The sequence below is a fragment of the Pseudomonas sp. 910_21 genome (genome assembly GCF_052850735.1).
This window is the reverse complement of the sequence record NZ_VXCY01000001.1, coordinates 603166-628486: the sequence shown is the minus strand read 5'-3', so window position 1 is coordinate 628486 and position 25321 is coordinate 603166. Positions and strand designations below refer to the sequence as shown.

Sequence of the window (25321 nt, the reverse complement as noted above, 5' to 3'; positions counted from 1 at the left end):
TAATAACATACCGGCCAGTATAATTATTCCAAGCACCATTAGCGAAAGGTCGCCGCCATGTTCCGCTATGCCTTGCCAGTCAGCCTGGCTTTTTTTCTGTCTGCTTGTGGGCACGAAGAGCCCGTTCAAATTGGCGTCCGACCGGCCATGGTGGTCCAGCCAGAGCCTTCGGCACGGGCCTCGGACAGTTATCCGGGCGAGGTGCGAGCCCGCTACGAACCCGACCTGGCGTTCCGTATCGGCGGCAAGGTCAGTCGACGACTGGTGGAGGAAGGCGAGCGGGTCAAGGCCAATCAGCCCCTGGCCGAACTCGATCCCCAGGATGTACGCCTGCAACTGGAGGCCACTCGGGCCCAGGTTACGGCGGCCACCGCCAACCTCAATCTGGTGCGTGCCGAGCGTGATCGCTACAAGACCCTGCTGGAGCGGCAGATGGTCAGCCATTCCCAGTACGACAACGCCGAAAACCTCTACCGTGCCGGTGAAGCCCGCCTGAAGCAGATCAAGGCCGAGTTCGACGTGGCCAACAACCAGGCCGGTTATGCCGTGCTGCGTGCCCCGCAGGATGGCGTGGTGGCCAAGCGCGCAGTGGAAGTGGGTCAAGTGGTGGCGGCCGGGCAGACAGTCTTTACGCTCGCCACTGACGGTGAGCGCGAGGTGCTGATCAGCTTCCCCGAGCAGAACTACGGTCGCTTCAAGGTCGGCCAGCCTGTCTCGGTTGAGCTCTGGACCCAGCCGGGCCAACGCTTCGATGGGCGCATCCGTGAGTTGTCCCCGGCTGCCGATCCCAAGTCCCGGACCTTTGCTGCACGCATTGCCTTCAGTGCCGGCAAGGTTCCGGCGGAATTGGGCCAGAGCGCCCGGGTGTTCATCCAGAGCGCTGATGCGCTGTCGCTGTCGGTGCCGTTGTCGGCGCTGACTGCCGAAGGTGGCGCGACATACGTTTGGCGAGTCGATGCCAACAACACCTTGCACAAGACGCCGGTACGGGTCGGTGCTTTCGGTGAGAAGACAGTGCCGGTGCTCGAAGGCTTGAGCGCCAGCGATTGGGTGGTGGCAGCCGGGGTGCATGTGCTCCATGAGGGCTTGCAGGTGCGCCCGGTGGATCGCTCCAACCGTGTGGTCAATCTGGCGGTCAAGGAGTAGTCCCCGATGGGTTTCAACCTTTCCGCATGGGCGTTGCGCAATCGTCAGATCGTCCTGTTCCTGATGCTGTTGCTGGCGATTGTCGGTGCGCTGTCCTACACCAAGCTGGGCCAGAGCGAAGACCCGCCTTTCACCTTCAAGGCCATGGTGATCCGCACCAACTGGCCGGGGGCCACGGCCCAGGAAGTCTCGCGCCAGGTCACCGAGCGCATTGAAAAGAAACTCATGGAAACCGGCGAGTACGATCGCATCGTTTCCTTCTCCCGCCCCGGGGAATCCCAGGTGACCTTCATTGCCCGGGATTCGATGCACTCCAACGAGATTCCCGAACTCTGGTATCAGGTTCGCAAGAAGATCAGCGACATCCGCCAGACCCTGCCGCCGGGTATCCAGGGGCCGTTCTTCAACGATGAGTTCGGCACTACCTTCGGCAATATCTATGCGCTGACCGGACAGGGCTTCGACTACGCCGTGCTCAAGGACTACGCCGACCGTATCCAGATCCAGCTGCAGCGGGTCAAGGACGTGGGCAAGGTCGATCTGCTGGGCCTGCAGGACGAAAAGATCTGGATCGAGCTGTCCAACGTCAAGCTGGCAACCCTGGGCCTGCCCCTGGCAGCGGTGCAAAAGGCGCTGGAGGAACAGAACGCGGTGTCCACTGCGGGGTTCTTCGAGACCCCCAGCGAGCGGGTGCAATTGCGGGTATCCGGCAATTTCCAGACGGTGGAGCAGATCCGCAATTTCCCGATTCGGGTCGCCGACCGCACCTTTCGCATCGGTGATGTGGCGGATGTGCGCCGGGGCTTCAATGATCCACCGGCACCGCGCATGCGCTTCATGGGTGATGACGCCATTGGCCTGGCTGTGGCGATGAAGGACGGCGGCGACATCCTGGTGTTGGGCAAGGCCCTGGAGGGCGAGTTCTCCCGCCTGCAGAAAAGCCTGCCGGCGGGGATGGAACTGCGCAAGGTGTCCGACCAGCCGGCGGCGGTGAAGACCGGGGTCGGCGAGTTTGTCCGGGTGCTGGCCGAGGCCCTGATTATCGTCCTGCTGGTGAGTTTCTTCTCCCTGGGCGTGCGTACCGGCATGGTGGTGGCCCTGGCGATTCCCCTGGTGCTGGCGATCACGTTCGCCACCATGTACTACCTGGGGATAGGCCTGCACAAGATTTCCCTGGGCGCCCTGGTGCTGGCGCTGGGCCTGTTGGTGGACGACGCGATCATTGCGGTGGAAATGATGGCGATCAAGATGGAGCAGGGTTTCGACCGGATCAAGGCCGCCAGCTTTGCCTGGACCAGCACCGCCTTTCCCATGCTCACCGGTACCCTGATTACCGCAGCGGGCTTTTTGCCGATTGCCACGGCCCAGTCCGGCACCGGCGAGTACACCCGCTCGATCTTCCAGGTGGTGACCATTGCCCTGGTGGCGTCGTGGATTGCTGCCGTGGTGTTTGTTCCCTATCTGGGGGAAAAGCTTCTGCCGGACCTGGCCAAGATCCACGCCGCCAAGCACGGCGCCGAGTCCAATCCCCATGGCACGCCTTTCTACCAGCGCGTGCGCCGGGTGGTGGGTTGGTGCGTGGAGCGGCGCAAGACCGTGATCGTCCTGACCATCCTGGCGTTCGTCGGCTCGGTGATGCTGTTCCGTTTTGTTCCGCAGCAGTTTTTCCCGGCCTCCGGCCGCCTGGAGTTGATGGTCGACCTGAAACTGGCGGAAGGCGCTTCCCTGAGCAACACCGCCGATGAGGTCAAGCGCCTGGAGGCGATGCTCAAGGATCACCCGGGCATCGATAACTATGTGGCCTACGTGGGTATCGGCTCGCCGCGTTTCTATCTGCCGCTGGACCAGCAACTGCCGGCCACCAGCTTTGCCCAGTTCGTGGTGCTGGCCAAGACCATCGAAGAGCGGGAGAGCCTGCGGGGTTGGCTGATCGCCACCCTCAATGAACAGTTCCCGGCCCTGCGCTCCCGGGTCACGCGCCTGGAGAACGGTCCGCCAGTGGGTTACCCGGTGCAGTTCCGGGTCACGGGTGAGCACATCGAAGAGGTTCGCGCCCTGGCGCGCAAGGTGGCGGCCAAGGTGCGGGAGAACCCCCACGTGGTCAACGTTCACCTGGACTGGGAGGAGCCGAGCAAGGTGGTCTACCTGAATATCGATCAGGACCGGGCCCGGGCGCTGGGTGTCAGCACCGCCAACCTGTCGAAGTTCCTGCAGAGCTCGCTGATCGGTTCCACCGTCAGTCAGTACCGTGAGGACAACGAACTGATCGAGATTCTCCTGCGTGGAACCCAGCAGGAGCGCACAGAGCTGGCACTGCTGCCAAGCCTGGCAGTGCCTACCGATAACGGTCAGAGCGTGTCGCTGTCCCAGGTCGCGACCCTGGAGTACGGCTTCGAGGAAGGGGTGATCTGGCACCGTAATCGCCTGCCCAACGTTACCGTGCGTGCCGATATCTACGGCAAGGAACAGCCGGCGACGTTGGTGCAGCAGATTCTGCCCACCCTGGAGCCGATCCGTGCCGAACTGCCGGACGGCTTCTTGCTGGAGGTGGGCGGCACTGTCGAGGACTCGACCCGTGGCCAGAACTCGGTGAAGGCTGGCGTACCCCTGTTCATCGTGGTGGTGCTGACCTTGCTGATGATTCAGCTGCGCAGCTTTTCGCGCACGGCCATGGTGTTTCTCACCGCGCCCCTGGGGCTGATCGGGGTCACCCTGTTCCTCCTGGTGTTCCGCCAGCCTTTCGGCTTTGTGGCCATGCTCGGCACCATTGCCCTGTCCGGGATGATCATGCGCAACTCGGTGATCCTGGTGGACCAGATCGAACAGGACATCAAGGCCGGCCTGCGTCCCTGGGATGCGATCATCGAAGCCACTGTGCGGCGTTTCCGTCCTATCGTGCTCACCGCCCTGGCGGCGGTACTGGCGATGATTCCGCTGTCGCGCAGTGTGTTCTTCGGGCCGATGGCGGTGGCCATCATGGGCGGCCTGATTGTTGCCACGGTCTTGACCCTGCTGTTCCTGCCGGCGCTGTATGCGGCCTGGTTCCGGGTCAGGAAGGACTGAGCCGGGCAACTCACAAGGCATCAACCAGGGCCGGGTAGAGATTGCCCGGCCTGGTTTTTGCGGGGCACAGGCTTCCCAGCCATTGGGTAACGCGCTTCTCGAACATCCGCTGCCAGGGTTCCAGGACCAGCAGGCTTGGGTCGCGGAGTCGTCAATGGACTGCAGGCCGTTGAGGGCACCATGATCGGAGCGCCAGCTCCGGCATTTCATCCAGGGGCCCTGGCCCCTTTCCAGGGAACCTGATCTCAGCAGGAGGCGCCCATGCAGCACGCGACCCAGGTACAGCTACTCAAGAAAGCCCTGGCGCTGGCCGAGCAGGGCATTTCCGATGGCGCCGAAGCGGCGAGTGCCTTGCCCGCCAGGATCTACCTCGATGAACAGCGTTATCAGCGCGAACGCCAGCTGCTGTTCCGGGAACCCCTGCTGGTGGCGCGCTCGACGGAAATTGCCGCCGGGCATTTTCTCACCCGCGACCTGCTGGCTCCCTTGTTGCTGAGCCGCGATCCCTCGGGGCGGCTGCGGGCCTTCCTGAATGTCTGCAAGCACCGTGGTACGCAATTGGTGAGCGATGTTGCCGGTGCCAATCGGGTGTTTGTCTGTCCTTATCATGGTTGGTCCTATAACCCCGACGGACAACTGCGAGGCATTCCCCATGCCTATGGTTTTGCCGATATCCAGAGGGCTTGCCTGAACCTGACCGAGGTGCCGGTAGCCGAGCGCTTCGGCACGGTCTGGGTGCGTCATTCAGCAGGACCGGCCCTGGACCTTGCGGCCTTCTTCGGTGAACAGATCCTGGCAGATTTCGACAGTTTCGCCATAGACCGCCATGTCCTGTTCGACCCCCAGGACATTCGCCGCCCGGTGAACTGGAAGCTGACCATCGACACCTTCCTGGAGAACTACCACGTCGCCAAGGCCCATCAGGCGACCATCGATCATCTGTTCTGGCCCAACCTGGGACTGTTCGAGCGCCATGGCCGGCATATCCGCAACTTCTATGTGAAGCGCAATCTGCAGGAACTGCGGGACTTGCCCGAGAGCCAGTGGGACCTGCGCCGCCACGGCAACCTGCTGTATTTTCTCTGGCCCAATACCCTGGTGCTGGTGGAGCCCGATCACCTGGATTTCTCCACGGTCTTTCCTGACGGGCCGCTGGCCACACGAGTCCTCGGGCATACCTTGTTGCAGCAGGAGCCGGCCAGTGACCAGGCGCTGCGCTATTTCCAGAAGAACAATCAGATTCTCTACAGCGCCCTGGAGGAAGACTTCGCCATGGCGGCACAGGTACAGGCAGGGATTCGCGCCGGAGCCAGCGAGCAGCTGTGGCACGGACGATTTGAAGTGGCGTTGAAGTGGTTTCACCAGGCGCTGGATGTTGCGCTGGACGATCCACAGGTGCGGGAAGGGGCGAGTCTGCAAGTACACGGCGAGCGCTGAGCGCTCGCCGGCAACTTGTGGCCTTGCCCGCTAGGCAGTGGGCAAGGCCGCAGGACGGATCAGAGGGTGCCGAAGACCTTCTTGGCCAGGCTGGTAGCTGCAGCCGCCGGGTTCTGGCGAATGGTCTCTTCCTGCTTGCCGATCATTTCGAACAGGCCATTGAGGGCCTGCTCGGTCACGTAACCCTCGATATTGGCGCTCTTGGCATCCAGCACACCCAGGGTCGCGGCCTGGCCGGCGAAGGAGTTGTATTGCTTGGCCAGGCCAACCTGATCGGTGGCTTGCTTGACGATAGGCAGGAACTTGGCGCGGATCTGCTCGCGGCTGCTCTTGTCCAGATACTGGGTGGCGGAGTCCTTGCCACCGGCGAGAATGCCCTTGGCGTCAGCCACGGTCATCTTCTTCACCGCATCCACCAGCAGTGCTTGCGCTTGCGGCACGGCAGCCTCTGCGGCCTTGTTCATGCTGGTTTCCAGTTGATCGACCTGATCACCCATGCCGAACTGTTTCATTTTCTTCGCGACTTTGCCGAGGTTGCCCGGCAGTTCGATGCGCACATCGGGGTTGTTGCTGAACCCACCGGGCGTCCCCAGCTGTTTGACGGCGATCTGTGCGCCTTGGGTCAGGGCATCCTTGAGGCCACCGCTGGCGTCACCCTGGGACAGGTCGCTCAGGGACAGGGCCAGGGCACTGGCGGAGATCAGCAGGCCAGCGCATAGGCTGGTGAAACGGAGCGAGGTACGGAGCATGGCGGCTTCCTTGGGCAATGAAAATTAACGTACAGCGTCGACACGGAGTTTCAACGGCTGGGGATCCTTGCCGTCGAGGTTGACCCCGTTGTGTTCGGTGGTGATGAACATCAGCTTGCCGTCCAGTTCGATCCGCGCGCTGACCGCATAGCGGTGGCCGGGCTTGACCTGGGCCGGGTCGTAGCTGAGGTGGAAGGGCAGCGGCACCTGGCCTTTGACCGGACCATTCTGCTCGGCCAGGACCACCGCCGGAGCGTCCGCCAGGGATACGTCCTGCAGGCTCACGCTCAAGGTGGCGGCAGGCGGCAGGGCGATGCGTTGCAGATAGAAGACTTCGCCGTCGAGGCTGGCTCTGGCTGCGGGGTGCATGGCTTGGCAGGCTCCAAGCAGCGCAGTGGCTGCCAGCAGGGTGAGTTTTTTCATGACGGATCTCCGTATCGAGGGCGCCGCAGGTTCTGCGGCGCCGATAAGAATCTAGTCGTTTTGCGCCGGTGCCGCGAGCTGGTCGGCGGCATCTTCGCTGCGGTGCAGGGCGACCTGGCGGATCGACAGGCGAATCTCCGCCGGCAGCACCCGTTTGGCTGCGCCTTCGGCCAGTTCCCCCAGCAGTGGGTGGTAGCTCAGCTTGCCGGCTTCGTCGCGGCGCAGCACGCCTTGATCCAGCAGGGTCTGGATGAAGTGGCGGAACAGGCTCTTGTCGAAGAACTCCGGGGCATTGAGGCCATGGAGGATCGACAGGCGCTGGGCCATGACGGTGCACAGGTCTTCCAGTTCTTCGGCGCTGATACTGTTCTGGCCGCTGTTGAGCAACAGGGAAATGGCCATGTAGAAGCGCTGCAGGGTCTGGGCGATGCTCTTGGAGAGCAGGGTCAGCAAAACAAAATGCCGCGAGCTGGGCGCCGGGCGCAGGTACAGGTCTTTCTCGAAGCGCAGCAGGCCCTGTTCGACGAAGGCCTCCAGCCATTGATCCACCACCGCATCCAGTTCTTCCAGGGGCCAGCGGATGAACAGCTCCGCCTGCAGGTAGGGATACAGCGCACGGGTGTAGCGCAGAATCTGTTCGCGGCTCATGCGCGATGAACTCTGGAAGAAGCTCGCCAGCAGCGCCGGCAGGGCGAAGATGTGCAGCACGTTGTTGCGGTAGTAGGTCATCAGGACGGCGTTCTGCTCGTCCAGGTAGAGGATCTTGCCCAGGGCGTCGCTCTGCTCGGCCAGCAGATTCATGTCCTTGACGTGCTGGATCAGCGCCTGGCCGTCGCCTTCCGGCAAGGTGGTGTGGGGCGAGTAGGGCACGCGCCGCAACAGTGCCAGGTACAGGTCCAGGACCCGGGCCATGGCCCGGTCGTCCAGGGCCAGGCGGCTGGTGGACAGCAGGGCCAGGGCTACCAGGTTTACCGGGTTGATCGCCGCAGCTTCATTGAGGTGCTGGGCCACCCGCTCGCCCAGACGGTTGGTGGTTTCGTTGAGCCAGGCCGGGCGGTATTGCGGGCCCAGTTCCTGGGTGCGCCAGTCCGGTTGTTCCTGGTCGAGGAATTCCGCCAGTTTGATCGGTTCGCCGAAGTTCACCGCCACCTGGCCAAAGCGCTGTTTGAGGGCACCGATGACTTTGAAGATGTCGAAGATCGACTCCTTCTTCTTGCTTGCGCCGCGCAGTTCGCCCAGGTAGGTGCGGCCTTCCAGAACCCGCTCGTAGCCGATGTACACCGGCACGAAAACGATGGGCATGCGTGAGGAACGCAGGAAGCTGCGCAGGGTGATGGCGAGCATCCCGGTCTTGGGCTGCAGCATGCGCCCGGTGCGCGAGCGGCCGCCCTCGACGAAGTACTCCACCGGGAAGCCCTTGGTGAACAGGGTGTGCAGGTACTCGTTGAACACCGAGGTGTACAACGGATTGCCCTTGAAGGTGCGGCGCATGAAGAAGGCCCCGCCGCGGCGCAGCAGGCTGCCGATCACCGGCATGTTGAGGTTGATCCCGGCGGCGATGTGCGGCGGGGTCAGGCCGTTGCGGAACAGCAGGTAGGACAGCAGCAGGTAGTCGATATGGCTGCGGTGGCAGGGCACGTAGATCACTTCGTGGCCCTGGGCGATTTTCTGCACGCCTTCGAGGTGGTTGACCTTGATCCCGTCGTAGATCTTGTTCCAGAACCAGCTCAGCACCACTTCCAGGAAGCGGATCGCGGTGTAGGTGTAGTCCGAGGCGATCTCGTTGCCGTAGCGCAGGGCCTGGGCCTTGGCCTTTTCCGGGGAGATCTTCTCGCGCTCGGCTTCGTCGAGGATCGCCTGTTTCACCAGAGGCTGGTTGAGCAGGCCCTTGACCAGGTTGCGCCTGTGGGAGATGTCCGGGCCGATGACCGCGGCCTTGAGGTTGCGAAAGTGCACCCGCAGGATGCGCTGGGCCATGCGCACGGTGCGCTCGTGACCCTTGTTGTGCTCGATCAGCTCCCGCAGGTTGATCGGGGCCGAGAACTGCACCCGGGTCTTGCGCCCCAGGATCATGATGCTCAGCAGCCGACGCAGGCGTCCGGTGACCGCCCAACTGTCGGCAAACAGCAGCTTCCAGGGGCTGGACTCGCTGTCCGGGGACTGGCCCCAGAACACGCTGACCGGAATGATCTGCGCATCTTCGGCTGCGTTCTGGGTCAGGGCGCTGACCAGCCGGGTCAGGGTCGGTGGTGCGCCGCGCTTGTCCTGGCGGCCGAGCCAGTCGGGTTCCGGGGTCAGGTAGAAGAACGCCGCGGGCTCCAGCAGGTTGCCCACCGACACCGGCAGCACCGGGCGTGGCAGCCCGGCCTTGGTGCATTCGGTATCGACCACGGCGAGGTCGGTCAGGGATGGGTTTTGCAGGACGTAGAACACCGGCCGGCTGCGGTCGAGGTCGAGGGTGAAGGACGACTGGTTGATGGTTTCCGAGCGGACCCAGAGGTACAGCAGTCGGCGCAAGGTGCCAAACACAAGACGGCGGATCGGGGAGCGGGTCATACGGCTTCTGCGTGAGTGAGTAGAAAACCGAGCAACTGCTCGGGAGCGGTAGTGTGCCGGATTCGTCGAAAATCGGCAAAAAAGCGCCGAAACAAGATTGAGTTGAGAGTTTTTACGCCTGTCATATACTCGGCCGACTCTCCCGCGGCCGTATTGCCTCCAGTCATAGAGAGGCAGGTTGAGGGAAAGTTCTCAAGGTTTGGTAGCAGTGCACCAATCCAATAATAAAAAAATGAGGTATGGATTCATGACTACTCGTGAGACCGGCAACGTGAAGTGGTTCAACGACGCCAAGGGCTACGGTTTTATCCAGCGTGAAGGTGGGGCGGACGTGTTTGTCCACTATCGGGCGATCCGTGGCGAAGGCCACCGCTCGCTGACCGAAGGCCAGCAGGTGGAATACGCCGTGGTCGAAGGCCAGAAAGGTCTGCAAGCCGAAGACGTCGTCGGCTTGTAACCAACCTTGTAGGAGCTGGCTTGCCAGCGAAGGCGCCCGTCTATCGAACGCAAGTCTTGAAGGCCTCTTCGCCGGCAAGCCGGCTCCTACGGGTATGCGGTGTTCAGGCGGTGCGCCAGGTAATCTCTTCTTCGCCGTCGGTGCTGATGCGAATCCAGCGATCGGCGGTCTCTTCACCTTCTTCCTCGACCCAACTGCCCGGTGCGCAGCGCACTTCCACATTCAGCGCGGCAAAGGCGGCGCGGGCACAGGCAATGTCGTCGTCCCACGGGGTCTGGTCGCTTTCCAGGTACAGGCTGTTCCACTTGCCAACGGCCTTGGGCAGCCAGGTCACGGGTACTGTGCCTGCTGTGCATTTGTAGGTCTGACCTTTCTGTACCCACTCGCTGCAAGGGCCGAGCACGGCGCCGAGCCAGGTGGCGATGGCCTTGTAGTCGACGTCGGCGTCTTTCAGGTAAATCTCGATATCGGGCTGGCGCATGGATGTCCTCATTGCCGGTCTGAAAAATCCATTCGCGGATTTCTTCGACCCCGGGCCCATGCCCGCGGTCGTTGGGTTAAGTGGGGTTATTGCAGCACGAAGTAATCGTAGCGCATCGACACGCTGACCTCGAAAGGCTCGGCCTGCTCGATCACTGCGGCCCGTCGTTCGGCGCTGGCGCGCCAGCCGTGGGGCGTCATGGCCAGTAGATTGGCGCGATCTTCCGGGCGTTCCAGGCGCAGCTTGAACTCCAGGGTTTCGCTGTGAGCCAGGGCCATGCCAGGCGGCACCAGGGCCAGGTGCTTGTCGTCGGTGTATTCGCGCACTTCGTCGTACAGGCGTTCACGCAGTTCCATCAGGTGGCCGCTGGTAGGACCGACTTTCATCAGGCCGCCGCCGGGGCTCAACAGGCGCTTGGCCTCCAGCCAGTCGAGGGGGCTGAAGACGCTGGCGAGAAACTGGCAGCTGGCATCGGCCAGGGGAATGCGCGCCATGCTGGCGACCATCCAGGTCAGTTGCGGGGCGCGACGGCAAGCGCGTTTCACTGCCTCCCGGGAAATATCCAGAGCGTAACCATCGGCACCGGGCAGGGACTCGGCCAGTTGCGCGGTGTAGTAACCCTCGCCACAGCCGATGTCGACCCAGCGCTGGGGCGCGCGTTCTGCCGCCAGTTCTGCCAGGCGTCTGGCCACCGGGGCGTAATGCCCGGCGTTGAGGAAATCGCGGCGGGCCTCGACCATGGCCTGGTTGTCGCCCGGGTCACGGCTGTTCTTGTGCTGCACCGGCAGCAGGTTCAGGTAACCCTGGCGAGCACGGTCGAAGCGATGCCCGGCCGGGCAGACCACGCCATTGTCCACGGCGTTCAGCGGGGCGCTGCAAAGAGGACAGGCAAGCATCAGGCAAGCAACTTGATCAGGGTCTGGTAGTAGATCTCGGTCAGCACATCCAGGTCACTGGCCAGGATGCGCTCATTGACCTGATGGATGGTGGCGTTGACCGGGCCCAACTCCACCACCTGGGTGCCCAGGGTGGCGATGAAACGCCCGTCGGAAGTGCCGCCGCTGGTGGACGCCTTAGTCTCGCGACCGGTGATCTGCTTGATGCTGGCCGAGACCGCGTCCAGCAGGGCGCCGGGTTCGGTGAGGAACGGCAGGCCGGACAGGGCCCAGTCCACGTGCCAGTCCAGGCCGTGCTTGTCGAGGATCGCAGCAACCCGTTGTTGCAGGCCTTCAACGGTGGATTCGGTGGAGAAGCGGAAGTTGAACACCGCCACCAGATCACCTGGGATCACGTTGGTGGCGCCGGTGCCGGAGTTGAGGTTGGAGATCTGGAAGCTGGTGGGCGGGAAGAACGCATTGCCGTCGTCCCAGTGCTCGGCCGCCAATTCCGCCAGGGCCGGCGCCGCCAGGTGGATCGGGTTCTTGGCCAGGTGCGGGTAGGCCACGTGGCCCTGTACCCCACGCACCGTGAGCTTGGCGCCAAGGGAGCCGCGGCGGCCGTTCTTGACCACGTCGCCCACCAGGCTGGTGCTCGAAGGCTCACCGACGATGCACCAGTCCAGGCGCTCCTTGCGTGCTGCCAGACGCTCCACCACCGCCTTGGTGCCGTGGTGCGCCGGGCCTTCTTCGTCGCTGGTGATCAGGAAGGCCACCGAGCCCTTGTGGTCTGGGTAGTCGGCGACGAAACGCTCGGCGGCCACCAGCATGGCGGCCAGGCTGCCTTTCATGTCCGCCGCGCCGCGACCGCAAAGCATGCCGTGTTCGTCGATCAGGGCTTCGAACGGGTCGTTCTGCCAGGCCTGGACCGGGCCGGTGGGCACCACGTCGGTGTGGCCGGCAAAACACAGCACTGGGCCTTCATGTTGGCCATGAGTGGCCCAGAAGTTGTCCACGTCCTCGATGCGCATCGGTTCCAGCTTGAAGCCGGCGTCGCCCAGGCGCTGCATCATCAGCTTCTGGCAGTCGGCGTCGATCGGCGTCACGGAAGGGCGGCGGATCAGATCACAGGCAAGTTGCAGGGTCGGCGAAAGCTCGGCATGGGCCGTCATGGGTCACTCCGGTGCAAGGCATTGTGTAGGAGCCGGCTGTGCGGCGATGGCGGTTGGGCAGAAATACCGTGGCGCTCTGTTCGCTGGCAAGCCAGCTCCTACAAGGGGTGGGCGGGGCGCGCAAAATGGCGGGTATCTTAAAGCAAAACGGCGGCCTGAGGCCGCCGTTTAGTGCTTTGGATCGATTTAGGCTGCAGGAGCCGGCTCGGGTTGTTCCGAAGGTTTTGGCAGTGACGACAGGAACGCCATGACCAGTGCCGCCACATAGGGCAGCGACTGCACCAGGAGCATGGTCACCCAGAAGCGCATGTCGTTGCTTGGTAGGCCCTTTTGTACCAGGAAGATCCCCAGTGCCGCGCCCCACAACAGCAGCATGATGAACAACTCTTCCCGTGCTTCCGAGATTGCCACCCAGAAACCGTGGTTGTCGGCGTTCTTCGGTGTGCGGAAGAACGGGATGCTGCTGGTGAAGAAGCCGTAAAGCACTGCCTTGGCAATGGTGTGGGACAAGGCCAGGCCCGCCAGGGCCGCGCAGAACGCGTCCTTGAGGTTGACCCCTACTGCTCGGCGGTAGAGGAAGATGATCTTGCCGACTTTGAACACGAACAGCGCCAGGGGCGGGATGGCGAAAATCAGCAGCGGCGGGTCGACCCGTTGCGGCACGATGATCATCGCCGCCGACCACAGCAGGGCGCCGAGGGTGAAGAAGATGTTCATGCCGTCCGCGACCCACGGCAGCCAGCCCGCGAGGAAGTGGTAACGCTGGCCACGGGTCAGCTCGGTGTCCTTGCCGCGCAGCAGGCTGGCGGTATGGCGCTTGATGATCTGGATCGCGCCGTAGGCCCAGCGGAAACGCTGCTTCTTGAAGTCGATGAAGGTATCGGGCATCAGGCCCTTGCCGTAGCTTTCGTGGTGGTACGCCGCCGACAGGCCTTTCTCGAACACCCGCAGACCCAGCTCGGCATCTTCGCAGATGCACCAGTCGGCCCAGCCCAGTTCTTCGAGCACCGAGCGCCGGGTCATGGTCATGGTGCCGTGCTGGATGATCGCGTCGCGGTCATTGCGAGTGACCATGCCGATATGGAAGAAGCCCTTGTATTCCGCATAGCAGAGCTTCTTGAAGGTGCTTTCGTTCTGGTCGCGATAGTCCTGGGGCGATTGCACGATGGCGATCTTCGGATCGGCGAAGTGCGGCACCATGTGCTTGAGCCAGTTGCGGTCGACGCAGTAGTCGGAGTCGATCACCGCGATCACTTCGGCATCCTTGGCGGTGTGCGGCAGCAGGTAGTTCAGCGCCCCGCCCTTGAAACCGGCCAATGGCGCGACGTGGAAGAACTTGAAGCGCGGGCCCAGGGTTTCGCAATAGGCCTGCACCGGCTCCCAGACCGCCGGGTCCTTGGTGTTGTTGTCGATGATCAGGACTTCGAAGTCCGGGTAATCGAGGTTGGCCAGGGCGTTGAGGGTCTGTTTGACCATCTCCGGCGGCTCGTTGTAGCAGGGCACGTGAATCGAGACTTTCGGCCGATAGTTGGAGTCGCCTTCCACCGGCAGGAACTCGCGCCGGCGCTTGTGGATCCACACCGCCTCGGCCAGTTCATGGGCTTCGGTGAGCAGTACGATAAATACCCCCAGCGCGCCGAGGGCCAGCAGGAAGCCCACCGTCAGGCTGAACCAGGTGCTGTATTGCTGGCTGTAGTCGTAGCCGATCCATACCAGCACCGAGCCGCAAAGGAAGGCGATGAAGGTCAGGAAGGTCCGGCCACGCTGGCGCAGGGCCGAGCCGTCGATCATCAGCAGGGTCAGAGACAGCAGCGCCAGTACCACCGAACCGATAGCCAGTACCCGCCATTGCGGGATCGCCACCACTGGGCCTTCGAAGTTGAACTTCTGCTGGCGCGCGGCGTTGAACACGCCCCAATAGGCGCCTACCGAACCTTCGTCACTGGCCTTCCACGGCTGGTCGAAGGCTTCGATGACGAAGTAGTTGTAGCCCTGGCGGTTGAGCTTGTTGACCAGGGTGCGCAGGTAGATCGCCTGGTCTGCCGGGCTGGCGTCAGCCCCACCGCGCATGCGGCCGTTGCTCGGCCAGCCCACTTCGGACAGCAGCAGCGGTTTTTTCGGAAACATCTTCTTCAGGTCACGGGCGCGGTCGAGGACGAACTGTCCGGCCTTGTCCACCGGGATGAACTCCCAGTAGGGCAGGATGTGCGCGGCGATCAGGTCGACGTGCTTGGCCAGTTCCGGGTGTTCTTCCCAGACGTGCCACTGCTCAGAAGTGGTGACCGGGACTTTCACCGCGGCGCGGACCCGGTCGAGAAGCACCGACAACTGGTCGGCGGTGATTTCCTTGCGGAAGATCGCTTCGTTGCCCACCACTACGCGGACTACGCTGCGGGAGCTGTTGGCCAGCTCGATGGCGCGCATGATTTCCCGCTCGTTGCGCTCCAGGTCCGGGCTGATCCAGATCCCCAGGGTGACCCGCAGGCCGAACTCTTCCGCCAGCTTGGGAATGTCTTGCAGGCTGCCGTCCACCGAATAGGTACGGATGTTGTCGGTCAGCTTGCTCATGATCTCCAGGTCGCGACGCATTTCATCGTCGGACGGGAACTGGTCCTTCTGCGGGAACTGGCCCTGCTGGAAAGGCGAGTAGGAAAAACCGGAGATCTGTTCCGGCCAGTCGGGGGCCGAGACCGGGCGATTGATCAGCGCCCAGAAACCGGTGAACAGGGCGGCAATGGCCAGCACTATCACCAGATTGAGTCCAAATTTACGCGATGACATAGCTATTTCGGGTTCCAAAAGGTGTGGAACGAGGGAAGGGTTGGCAGGCGCCAAACGGCGGGCATCCTACACCGGCCCTCAACTGAGCGTACAGCGCACAGAGGAAAGCCAGACCTTGGGCACTGTATTCGGGTTTAAGTTCTTTACTTGTAGCTTCAAGGTTAAAACTTGTCGCCTTGAGGCCCTATAATGCGCGCCGGTTTTTTAGGTGATGGTCATGAGTACAGAAGATCCACGGTTTGCCGGCGTCGCCCGTTTGTATGGCATTGAAGGCCTGGAGCGGCTGCGGGCGGCCCATGTGGCGATCGTCGGGGTCGGCGGGGTCGGTTCTTGGGCGGCGGAAGCCATCGCTCGTTGCGGGGTGGGCGAAATTTCGCTGTTCGACCTCGACGATGTCTGCGTCAGCAACAGCAACCGGCAACTGCATGCCCTGGACAGCACCGTGGGCAAGCCCAAGGTCGAAGTCATGGCCGAGCGCCTGCGGGGCATCAACCCGGACTGCACCGTGCACGCGGTGGCGGATTTCGTCACCCGGGACACCATGGCCGAGTACATCACCCCGGACATTGATTGCGTGATCGACTGCATCGACAGCGTGAATGCCAAGGCGGCGCTGATCGCCTGGTGCAAGCGGCGCAAGATCCAGATCATCACCACCGGCGGCGCCGGCGGGCAGATCGACCCGACCCTGATTCAAGTCTGCGACCTGAACCGCACCTTCAACGACCCATTGGCCTCCAAAGTGCGTTCCACCCTGCGTCGTGACTACGGTTTCTCGCGTACCGTGACCCGGCATTACAGCGTGCCCTGCGTGTTTTCCACCGAGCAGCTGCGTTATCCGAAGCCGGACGGCAGCATCTGCCTGCAAAAGAGTTTTGTCGGCGATGGGGTCAAGCTCGACTGCGCCGGTGGCTTTGGCGCGGTGATGATGGTCACCGCGACCTTCGGCATGGTGGCGGCGACCAAGGCGGTAGACAAGATCGTTGCCGGCGTGCGCCGCCCATCTGAACGCAGCAAGCCCGGCGCATAAGGCCGGATTGCACAGACGCTGGTTGTTGTAGGAGCTGGCTTGCCAGCGAAAGGGAACCAGAGGGCGATGCTCGGCTTGAGGCCCTGTTCGCCGGCAAGCCGGCTCCTGCGGTGCAGAGGGTGGGCGGCTCCTATAGAGCCAGTTCGCCCATGCGCTGCAGTACGGCATTCAAGCCGTTGCTGCGCGATGGCGAGAGTTGACGTGACAGGCCCAACTGGTTGAACCAGTCGGCCAGGTCCACTTCCTGCAACTGCTGCGCCGTCAGGCCATTGACCCGGGCCAGCAGCAAGGCCACCAAACCGCGAATCAGCCGCGCGTCGCTGGCGGCGGCGAACTGCCAGCGCCCCTCATGCAGGCTTGCCACCAGCCAGACCTGGCTCTCACAACCCAGCACCCGATTGGCTTCGATCTTGTCCGCTTCGTCCAGGGCCGGCAGGCGCTCGCCCCATTGCATCAGCAAGCGCGCACGCTGCTCCCAGCCTGGGGCTTGCTGAAAGACCTCCAGGGCGGCAACGGCATCGTCCGGCAGGCTCATCGCAGCAGCTCCAAGGCCTGATCCAGAGCCTCGAAGAAGCGCTCCAGGTCCTCGGAATCGTTGTACAGCGCCAGGGATACGCGAATCGCCCCGGCGAGGCCGAAGCTCTTCATCAGCGGCATGGCGCAATGGTGACCGGCACGTACGGCAATGCCCTGTTCGGTCAGCAGGTGCGCCAGGTCGGCGTTGTGCACGCCGTCCACGACGAAGCTGACCAGAGCCAGTTGCGGTGTGCCCAGCAGGCGGATGCCGTTGCGTGCCTGCAAGCCCTGCAACAGATAGGCGTGCAGCGCGGCTTCATGTGCGGTGACTGCTTGCTGATCCAGGGCGCCAAGATAGTCCAAGGTAGCCCCCAAGCCGATAACCCCGGCAATTGGTGGTGTGCCGGCCTCGAACCCCAGGGGCGCCGGTCGAAAGCTGGCGTGCTGGTAGTCGGCGTCCTGGACCATTTCTCCGCCGAACTGCCAATGACGCAGGCGCTTGAGCGCGGCATGGCGGCCGAACAGCACGCCGACGCCGTCCGGACCATAGAGTTTATGGCTGGAGAACACATAGAAGTCGCAGCCCAGGGCCTGCACATCGTGACGGCCATGAACCACGCCCTGGGCGCCGTCGATCACCGTCAGTGCGCCCTGGGCCTTGGCCATGGCCAGCAGTGGCGTCAAGGGTTGCCAGGCGCCAAGCACATTGGACAACTGGCTCACCGCCAGCAGGCGAGTGCGCGGGCCAATCAGGCGGCTTGCCGCATCGATGTCGATCAGACCGTCGGCATCCAGGGGCAGGATCAGCAGCTTGAGATCGCGACGTTGGGCCAACTGTTGCCAGGGCAGCAGGTTGGCATGGTGCTCAAGGGCGCTGATGACGATCTCATCGCCGCTTTCAAATTGATGCTCCAGGCCATAAGCCAGGAGGTTCAGCGCGCAAGTGGCGCCGTGGGTGAAGACGATCTGCCCGCTGTCACCGGCATTCAGCCATTGGCCGACCTTGCGGCGACTGTCCTCGAAAGCCTGGGTAGCGTGGGCACCGGGCAGGTGCTGCGCGCGATGCACGTTGGCCGCGCCATTGGCGTAGTAGTGGGCCAGGGCGTCCAGCAGGGCTTGGGGTTTTTGCGTGGTGGCGGCGTTGTCCAGGTACGTCTGGTCCTGGCGATGCAGGGCGGCGATGGCCGGGAAGTCGGCGCGCCAGGGGGAGGGTACAAGCATGGTGGCAGAACTCGTTTGAACAGGCCGGGCGCCGATGATAAGCGCCCGGCCGGTTCCAGTGAAACCGAATCGCTGCTTAGTTGTGAGCGTGCAGCGCTTCGTTCAGCTCGATGGCCGACTTGTGGGTCTTGCACTCCACGGCGCCGGTTTCCGAGTTGCGACGGAACAGCAGGTCCGGCTGGCCGGCCAATTCACGGGCCTTGAGCACTTTGACCAACTGGTTGTTCTCGTCCAGCAGCGCCACCTTGGTGCCGGCGGTCACGTACAGGCCCGACTCCACGGTGTTGCGGTCGCCCAACGGAATGCCGATACCGGCGTTGGCGCCGATCAGGCAGCCTTCGCCGACCTTGATCACGATGTTGCCGCCACCCGACAGGGTGCCCATGGTGGAGCAACCGCCGCCCAGGTCCGAACCTTTGCCGACGAACACGCCAGCCGATACGCGGCCTTCGATCATGCCCGGGCCTTCGGTGCCAGCGTTGAAGTTGACGAAGCCTTCGTGCATGACGGTGGTGCCTTCGCCGATGTAGGCGCCCAGGCGGATCCGCGCGCTGTCAGCGATACGCACGCCGCTCGGCACCACGTAGTCGGTCATTTTCGGGAACTTGTCCACGGAGAACACTTCCAGCAGCTCGCCGCGCAGGCGCGCTTCCAGTTGGCGCTCGGCCAACTCGCCCAGATCGATCGCGCCCTGGCTGGTCCAGGCCACGTTCGGCAGCAGCGGGAACACCCCAGCCAGGCTCAGGCCGTGCGGCTTGACCAGACGGTGGGACAGCAGATGCAGCTTCAGGTAGGCCTCTGGAGTGGAGGTCAGCTGGGCGTCTTCGGCCAGCAGGGTGGCGACCAGCGGCTTGTGGCTTTCGGCCAGGCGGGTCAGCAGGGCGGCCTGGGTGGCGTCGATGCTCTTCAGCGCGTCGGCCATTTGCGCGGCCTGGGCAGTGGTGAAGGTGATGGCCTGGTTGCCTTCGCTGTAACCGAGGATCGGTGCGACAGCGGCAACGATTTCGGCGGCAGGGTTGAGCAGTGGCGATGCGTAGAACACTTCCAGCCAGGCGCCTTGACGATTTTGGGTGCCGACACCGAATGCCAGGCTGAACAGAGTAGTGGACATGCAGTTACCTCTTGCGAAATAGAGTGAGCAGGCTTACTTGAGCGCCGCTGCGTAAAGGTCTGGCTTGAAGCCAACCAGGGTCTTGTCTCCGAGGTCGAGCACCGGGCGCTTGATCATCGAAGGTTGCGCGAGCATCAGTTCAACGGCTTTCGCCTGGTCGAGATCGGCTTTGCTTTCGTCATCGAGTTTGCGAAAGGTCGTGCCCGCGCGGTTCAACACCACCTGCCAGCCGTGCTCGTCGCACCACTGATTCAGGTGCTCACGGTCAATGCCGGAGGTTTTGTAATCATGGAAGTCATAGCTGACAGCGTGTTCATCGAGCCAGGTGCGCGCCTTTTTCATGGTGTCACAGGCTTTGATGCCGAAAAGGTGCAACGTTTTGCTTGAAGCGGTCAAGGAATTGCCCCCTTTGGAGATGCTGGAGATGAAAGGTCACGGATTATGCCACGACCGCAGCGCTTCGGCGTCGGCCTGAAATCGGCTTTGTCGCAGGTTGTTGCACAGCAGATCATGGGGGTTGCGACTTTTGTGCAGCGGTCAGTACCGAGTTTAAGCGGCTAATATGGCACTTCGTCGGCGATTCTCAGCTGAGATGAGTACGATTTTTCTTGTTGAGCCTTGGATTTTCGCTTTATGCAAACTGCCTATACCGTCCTCATCCTGCTGATGCTGGTGAGCCTCTCACGATTGGTCGGACGGGTGATTCCGCTGCCCTTGCCTCTGGTGCAGATTGCCGCCGGCGCCTTGCTGGCCTGGCCGACCCTGGGTTTGCACGTGGCCCTGGATCCGGAACTGTTCCTTTTCCTGTTCCTGCCGCCCCTGTTGTTTTCCGACGGTTGGCGCATGCCCAAGCGCGAGTTCTGGCGCTTGCGAGGCCCGATCCTGACCCTGGCGGTGGGCCTGGTGCTGTTCACCGTGGTCGGGGCCGGGTATTTCATTCACTGGCTGCTGCCGACCATCCCGTTGCCGGTGGCTTTCGCTCTGGCCGCGGTGCTGTCGCCCACCGACGCTGTAGCGGTGTCGGCCATCTCCCAGAACCGCCTGCCAACCCCGCTGATGCACATGCTCCAGGGCGAGGCCCTGATGAACGATGCCTCGGGCCTGGTGACTTTCAAGTTCGCCCTGGTGGCCGCCGTTACCGGAGTGTTTTCTCTGGCCAATGCCAGCCTGACCTTTGTGCTGGTGGCGGTGGGTGGCTTGGCGGTCGGTGTGGCCCTGAGCTGGCTGGTCGGGCGCCTGCGGGCCTGGATGATCGCCCGAGGCTGGGACGATCCGGCGACCCATGTGGTGTTCATGTTGCTATTGCCGTTTGCGGCTTATGTGCTGGCCGAGCGCCTGGGGGCCTCGGGCATTCTCTCGGCGGTGGCGGCGGGAATGATGCAGAGCTGGCTCGACCTGCTGCCGCGCCAGACCAGCACCCGACTGCTCAATCGCAGCGTCTGGTCGCTGCTGGAGTTCGCCTTCAATGGCCTGATCTTTCTACTGTTGGGGCTGCAGTTGCCTGACATCATCAAGGCTGTGGTCAGCCATGAGACTTCGCTCTGGCCGACCCTGTTCTATCGCTGCCTGGATGTGCTGGCGATCTTCCTGGTGCTGTTGGTGTTGCGCTTTATCTGGGTGCAGAGCATCTGGCGTCTGTCCGGGCTGCTGCGGCGCTGGCGCGGCAAGGGCGAGCTGACCCTGGTGCCCACGGCGCGCTCCTGCTGGTTGCTGACTGTGGGTGGGGTACGTGGGGCGGTGACCTTGGCCGGTGTGATGTCGGTGCCCTTGTTCCTGGGCGTCGGGGAGGCATTTCCCGAGCGTGACCTGCTGATCTTTATCGCCGCCGGAGTGATTCTGCTGTCCCTGGTGGCGGCCTGCATTGCCCTGCCGCTGCTGTTGCGCGGTATCGTCAAAAGCCCGGACGACAAACGCCGTGGGGAAGTCCGCGATGCCTGGCGCAAGACCGCCGAGGCGGCGATCCATGCCCTGGAAGCCGAGGAAGTGGCTGAAACCAATGAGGCCCCCGATGCGGCCCAGGCGGCACTGGCCACCGAGCTCAAGGGCCGTTTGATGGCTGAGTACCGGCATCAGTTGGAGGTCTACAACGATTCCGCGGAGGCTCAGGCCCTGGCATTGCAGATGGACTTGCTGGAACGGCGCCTGCGGCTCAAGGCCCTGCGGGCGCAACGGCTGGAGTTGTACCGCCTGAGCCGACATCACCAGATCGGTGACGATGTACTGCGCGAGGTGTTGGCGGACCTGGATTTGAGCGAGGCGAATCTGGGGCAGGTGAAGTGAGCGAATAACGCTTTCGCCGGCCAGCCGGCTCCTACCAGGAGGGGGTAGGAGCCGGCTGGCCGGCGAAGGGTCTCAAGCGCGACGCAGAACGAAATCGCGAATCCGTTCCGCTGCTTCCACGCACTCCGCCAGCGGCGCGACCAGCGCCATGCGCACACGCCCAGCGCCTGGGTTAGTACCGTCCACATCCCGCGACAGGTAGGAACCCGGGACCACGGTCACGTGCTCTTGCTCGAACAGGTCGCGGCAGAAGGCAGCGTCATCCCCGGCCACGTTCGGCCACAGATAGAAGCTGCCATCCGGGCGCTGTACGTCCATCACGGGCGAGAGAATCGCCAGCACTGCATCGAACTTCTCGCGGTACAAGGCGCGGTTGGCGCGTACGTGCACTTCATCGTTCCAGGCGGCGACGCTGGCCAACTGGGTTTGCACCGGCATGGCGCAGCCGTGGTAGGTGCGGTACAGCAGGAAACCCTTGAGGATGTCCGCGTCGCCGGCGACGAAACCGGAGCGCAGGCCCGGCAGGTTGGAGCGCTTGGACAGGCTGTGGAACACCACGCAGCGCTTGAAGTCCTTGCGGCCCAGCTCGACGCAGGCGCTGAGCAGGCCCGGCGGCGGGGTCTGTTCGTCGAAGTACAGCTCGCTGTAGCACTCGTCGGCGGCAATCACGAAGTCGTGCTCATCGGCCAGGGCGATCAGTTTCTTCAGGGTGTCCAGCGGGATCAGCGCGCCGGTGGGGTTGCCTGGGGAGCACAGGAAGAGGATCTGGCAGCGCTGCCAGATTTCGGCCGGCACGGCGTCGAAGTCCGGGTTGAAGCCGTTTTCGTCGAGGCACGGCAGGTAGTGCGGCTTGGCCCCGGCGAGGAAGGCTGCGCCTTCGTAGATCTGATAGAAGGGGTTGGGGCTGACCACCAGCGCGTCGTCGCCGCGGTTGACCACGGTCTGGGTGAAGGCGAACAGCGCTTCGCGGGTGCCGTTGACCGGCAGGACGTTACGCGTCGGGTCGATCCAGCCGGTCGGCACGCCGAAGCGTCGCTCGCACCAGCCGCCGATGGCTTCACGCAGGACGGGGATGCCCAGGGTGGTGGGGTAGACCGCCATCTGGTCGAGATTGCTGGCCAGGGCCTCGGCGACAAAGCTGGGCGAGCGATGTTTGGGTTCGCCGATGGACAGGGCGATGGGGCGCTTGTCCGGATTGGGGGTCACTGTGCCGAGCAAGGCGCGCAGCTTTTCGAACGGGTAGGGTTGCAGCTGGTTCAGAGCGTTGTTCATTGGTGCGTTTTCTCACTCAAAGCGGCGGTTCAGACCTGTCAGATGCTCAGGCGGGTCATTTCGATAGTCGGTTCGTGGCTGACACTCAACTGTTCGACGATCGCATCCTGCAAGCGGCTGCACAGCTGTGGGTCGGAAAGAGGCTGGTTGTGTGCGTCGGTAATGAAGAACACGTCTTCCACGCGCTCGCCCAAGGTGGCGATCTTGGCGTTTTGCAGCGACAGGTCGAACTCCAGGAAGATCTTGCCGATCCGCGCCAGCAGGCCCGGACGATCCGGGGCGCTGAGCTCCAGCACGGTGACCGGGCGCTGGGCGTCGTTGTGGATGGTCACCTCAGGGGCGAAGGCAAAATGCTTGAGCTGGCGCGGCACCCGGCGCTGGATGATGGTCGGGTAGTCGTCGGGGTTGCGCAGGGCGTCGGTCAGTCCCTTGCGGATCTGCTCGACCCGCTGCGGGTTGTTGCCGATGGACTCGCCGTCGTTGTCCAGGACGATGTAGGTGTCGAGGGTGAACTGGCTGCTGGAGGTAATGATGCGCGCGTCATGGATGTTCAGGTTGAGCTGGTCCATGGCGGCCACGGTCACGGCGAAGAAGTCGTGCTGGTCCGGGGCGTAGATGAAGATCTGGGTGCCACCCTCGAACTCGCGCTGGGTGATTTCCTTGATTAGCACCAGTGGCCCGCCATCGGCCGGTTGCTGGAGGATCGCGTCGCTATGCCAGGCCACATCGCCGGCGGTGTGACGCAGGAAGTAGTCGTCTCCCAGTTGCGACCAGAGCTGCTCGACTTCGTCCGGATCGGTGCCGTTGCGCACCAGAATGTCCAGGGCGGCGCTTTGGGTCTGGCGGATCTGCTCTTCGCGGTCCACCGGGTTTTCCAGGCCGCGCCGCAGGGCGCGCTTGGTTTCGGTGTAGAGCTGGCGCAACAGGCTGGCGCGCCAGGAGTTCCACAGGGTCGGGTTGGTGGCGTAGATGTCGGCGACCGTGAGTACGTAGAGGTAGTCGAGACGGGTCTGGTCGACCACGCTCTGGGCGAAGTCGTGGATCACCTGCGGGTCGGACAGGTCCTTGCGCTGGGCGGTGGTGGACATCACCAGGTGGTTCTGCACCAGCCAGACGATCAACCGGGTGTCCCAGAGAGGCAGCTGGTGGCGCACGCAGAAGGCTTCGGCATCCACTGCACCGATTTCCGAGTGGTCACCGTGGCGGCCCTTGCCGATGTCGTGGTACAGGCCGGCCAGATAGATCAGCTCGGGCTTGGGCAGCTTGCCCATGAGCTTGCTGGCCAGCGGGAATTTCTCGGAGATCGGCGTGTACTGCATCTTGCGCAGGTGCTTGATCAGATTCAGCGTGTGGGCGTCCACCGTATAGATGTGGAACAGATCGTGCTGCATCTGCCCGACGATGAAGCCGAATTCCGGCAGGTAACGCCCGAGGATGCCGTAGCGGTTCATCCGTCGCAGGTTCCTGTGAATCCCGATCTCGCATTTGAACAGTTCGATGAACAGGCTGGTGTTGCGGATATCGTGACGAAAATCGTCGTCGATCAGGTGCCGGTGTTCCCGCAGCAGGCGGATGGTGTCGGCCCGTACGCCCTTGATTTCCGGGTGCTGGGCCATCAGCACAAAGATTTCCAGCATGGCGAACGGCGTGCGCTTGAACACGTTGTCGTTGATCGCCTCGATGTAGCCGTCGTGCAGTTGGAAGCGGGCGTTGATCGGCTGCGGCGCAGCTTCGTCCTCGGGGGCGAGGATCACTTCTTCGAAGTGCTGGATGATCAGGTCGCTCAGCTGGGCGATGCTCATCACCACCCGGTAGTACTGCTGCATGAAGCTTTCGATGGATTGCTTGGCGTCTTCACCGCTGAAGCCCAGCAGTTCGGCGATGGAGCGCTGGTGGTCCAGCAGCAGGCGGTCTTCGGCGCGGCCGGCGAGCATGTGCAGGGCGTAGCGGACCTTCCACAGGAACTCTTGGGAGGAGGCCAGCAAGGCGTTCTCGCTTTCCACCAGGAAGCCTTCGCCGGCCAGGGCTCGCAGATTCAGGGTCCCGTACTGACGGCGGGCGACCCAGAGAATGGTCTGGATATCCCGCAGGCCGCCGGGGGAGCCTTTGACGTTTGGCTCCAGGTTGTATTCGGTGTCGTTGTACTTGTGGTGGCGGGCTTTCTGCTCGGTGTGCTTGGCCAGGAAGAAGTCCTTGCTCGGCCACATATGTGCGGTGCTGGTGACGTCCAGCATGCGCTGGCGCAGTTGCTCGGGGCCGGCAATGGTGCGGCTTTCCATCAGGTTGGTGATTACCGTCAGGTCGGCCCGGGCCTCTTCGGCGCATTCGTCCACCGAACGCACGCTTTGCCCGACTTCCAGGCCAATGTCCCAGAGGAGGGTAAGAAAGCGTTCGATGGAGTCGCGAAAGATCTCGTGATCGGCACTGTCCAGAAGGATCAGCAGGTCGATATCGGAATAGGGGTGAAGCTCGCCGCGGCCGTAGCCGCCGACCGCCACCAGGGCAATGTCGGCGTCTTCGCTCCAGCTGAACTGGTCCCAGGCCTTTTGCAGGATGTTATCGATGAACCAGGCGCGGTCTTCGATCAGCCGACGGATTTCCCGTCCGCTGCGAAAGCGGTTGTCGAGCACTTCTCGTGCCTGACGGATGGCTTTCTTGAAAGCGGCGATGGGGCTGGCCTTCAGTGCCAGTTCCGCCTGGAACTGGCCACGGTCGAAGAGTTCGGGGTCCACCTGCGGCATCGATTGGCTT

General features: G+C 63.1%; 19 protein-coding genes. 6 read left to right on the top strand and 13 right to left on the bottom strand.

All coding sequences use genetic code 11. The annotated features are described in order from the left end of the window. Positions 1-57: 57 nt before the first annotated feature. From FW796_RS02915 to FW796_RS02905, 3 genes are all read left to right on the top strand, one after another. Positions 58-1146, top strand: coding sequence for an efflux RND transporter periplasmic adaptor subunit (locus FW796_RS02915; protein WP_346633446.1), 1089 nt, complete (start codon positions 58-60; stop codon positions 1144-1146). A gap of 6 nt (positions 1147-1152) precedes the next feature. Continuing rightward, positions 1153-4209: an efflux RND transporter permease subunit gene (locus FW796_RS02910; RefSeq protein ID WP_346633445.1), complete on the top strand. Its 3057-nt coding sequence runs from the start codon at positions 1153-1155 to the stop codon at positions 4207-4209. A gap of 261 nt (positions 4210-4470) precedes the next feature. Then, positions 4471-5646: an aromatic ring-hydroxylating oxygenase subunit alpha gene (locus FW796_RS02905; RefSeq protein ID WP_446438994.1), complete on the top strand. Its 1176-nt coding sequence runs from the start codon at positions 4471-4473 to the stop codon at positions 5644-5646. Positions 5647-5705: 59 nt separating this feature from the next. Here FW796_RS02905 and FW796_RS02900 read toward each other — a convergent pair whose 3' ends face one another. The 3 genes from FW796_RS02900 to plsB are packed head-to-tail and all read right to left on the bottom strand — an operon-like array spanning position 5706 to position 9374. After that, on the bottom strand, positions 5706-6395 hold the full coding sequence (locus FW796_RS02900; RefSeq protein ID WP_102878539.1) for a DUF4197 domain-containing protein: 690 nt from the start codon (positions 6393-6395) through the stop codon (positions 5706-5708). Positions 6396-6419: 24 nt separating this feature from the next. Continuing rightward, the gene (locus FW796_RS02895) at positions 6420-6818 is read right to left on the bottom strand and encodes a YbaY family lipoprotein (RefSeq protein ID WP_346633443.1); all 399 of its coding nucleotides are present in this window, start codon (positions 6816-6818) and stop codon (positions 6420-6422) included. A 51-nt stretch (positions 6819-6869) separates the two neighbouring features. Continuing rightward, a complete protein-coding gene (gene plsB / locus FW796_RS02890; RefSeq protein ID WP_346633442.1) occupies positions 6870-9374 on the bottom strand; it encodes a glycerol-3-phosphate 1-O-acyltransferase PlsB in 2505 nt (834 codons plus the stop codon). Positions 9375-9621: 247 nt separating this feature from the next. Here plsB and FW796_RS02885 point away from each other — a divergent pair, with 247 nt between their 5' ends. Then, positions 9622-9831 carry a cold-shock protein gene (locus FW796_RS02885; protein WP_011059510.1) on the top strand — a complete coding sequence of 70 codons (210 nt, stop codon included), beginning with the start codon at positions 9622-9624 and terminating at the stop codon, positions 9829-9831. A gap of 103 nt (positions 9832-9934) precedes the next feature. Here FW796_RS02885 and FW796_RS02880 read toward each other — a convergent pair whose 3' ends face one another. The 4 genes from FW796_RS02880 to FW796_RS02865 all read right to left on the bottom strand — a co-directional run bounded on the left by FW796_RS02880 (position 9935) and on the right by FW796_RS02865 (position 15140). Next, a complete protein-coding gene (locus tag FW796_RS02880) occupies positions 9935-10312 on the bottom strand; it encodes a hypothetical protein (protein WP_346633441.1) in 378 nt (125 codons plus the stop codon). A gap of 86 nt (positions 10313-10398) precedes the next feature. Then, positions 10399-11208 carry a putative RNA methyltransferase gene (locus tag FW796_RS02875; protein WP_404938325.1) on the bottom strand — a complete coding sequence of 270 codons (810 nt, stop codon included), beginning with the start codon at positions 11206-11208 and terminating at the stop codon, positions 10399-10401. Further along, positions 11208-12359: a succinyl-diaminopimelate desuccinylase gene (gene dapE, locus FW796_RS02870; RefSeq protein WP_346633439.1), complete on the bottom strand. Its 1152-nt coding sequence runs from the start codon at positions 12357-12359 to the stop codon at positions 11208-11210. The genes FW796_RS02875 and dapE overlap by 1 nt, the downstream gene beginning before the upstream one ends. Positions 12360-12545: 186 nt before the next feature. Further along, a complete protein-coding gene (locus tag FW796_RS02865; protein WP_346633438.1) occupies positions 12546-15140 on the bottom strand; it encodes a glycosyltransferase in 2595 nt (864 codons plus the stop codon). A 217-nt stretch (positions 15141-15357) separates the two neighbouring features. On the opposite strand from FW796_RS02865, the gene tcdA reads away from it, so the two are divergent. Beyond that, positions 15358-16170, top strand: coding sequence for a tRNA cyclic N6-threonylcarbamoyladenosine(37) synthase TcdA (tcdA, locus tag FW796_RS02860; RefSeq protein WP_430962721.1), 813 nt, complete (start codon positions 15358-15360; stop codon positions 16168-16170). 130 nt (positions 16171-16300) lie between these two features. Here the strand turns inward: tcdA and FW796_RS02855 are convergent, their stop codons facing one another. The 4 genes from FW796_RS02855 to FW796_RS02840 all read right to left on the bottom strand — a co-directional run bounded on the left by FW796_RS02855 (position 16301) and on the right by FW796_RS02840 (position 19414). Beyond that, entirely contained in the window at positions 16301-16705 is a 405-nt protein-coding gene (locus tag FW796_RS02855) for a SufE family protein (protein WP_404938329.1), read from the bottom strand. Continuing rightward, entirely contained in the window at positions 16702-17907 is a 1206-nt protein-coding gene (locus FW796_RS02850; protein WP_346633436.1) for an aminotransferase class V-fold PLP-dependent enzyme, read from the bottom strand. The genes FW796_RS02855 and FW796_RS02850 overlap by 4 nt, the downstream gene beginning before the upstream one ends. Positions 17908-17983: 76 nt before the next feature. Next, positions 17984-19018, bottom strand: coding sequence for a 2,3,4,5-tetrahydropyridine-2,6-dicarboxylate N-succinyltransferase (gene dapD, locus FW796_RS02845; RefSeq protein ID WP_015634328.1), 1035 nt, complete (start codon positions 19016-19018; stop codon positions 17984-17986). Between the two features lie 33 nt (positions 19019-19051). Continuing rightward, on the bottom strand, positions 19052-19414 hold the full coding sequence (locus tag FW796_RS02840) for an ArsC family reductase (protein WP_346633435.1): 363 nt from the start codon (positions 19412-19414) through the stop codon (positions 19052-19054). Positions 19415-19651: 237 nt separating this feature from the next. Between FW796_RS02840 and FW796_RS02835 the strand changes: the two genes are divergently transcribed. Continuing rightward, positions 19652-21298, top strand: a complete 1647-nt coding sequence (locus FW796_RS02835; protein WP_446438993.1) for a Na+/H+ antiporter — start codon at positions 19652-19654, stop codon at positions 21296-21298. Positions 21299-21370: 72 nt separating this feature from the next. Here the strand turns inward: FW796_RS02835 and dapC are convergent, their stop codons facing one another. Continuing rightward, positions 21371-22570, bottom strand: a complete 1200-nt coding sequence (gene dapC, locus FW796_RS02830) for a succinyldiaminopimelate transaminase (RefSeq protein ID WP_404938333.1) — start codon at positions 22568-22570, stop codon at positions 21371-21373. Between the two features lie 38 nt (positions 22571-22608). Further along, the gene (locus FW796_RS02825; protein ID WP_446438992.1) at positions 22609-25311 is read right to left on the bottom strand and encodes a [protein-PII] uridylyltransferase; all 2703 of its coding nucleotides are present in this window, start codon (positions 25309-25311) and stop codon (positions 22609-22611) included. Positions 25312-25321 lie beyond the last annotated feature (10 nt).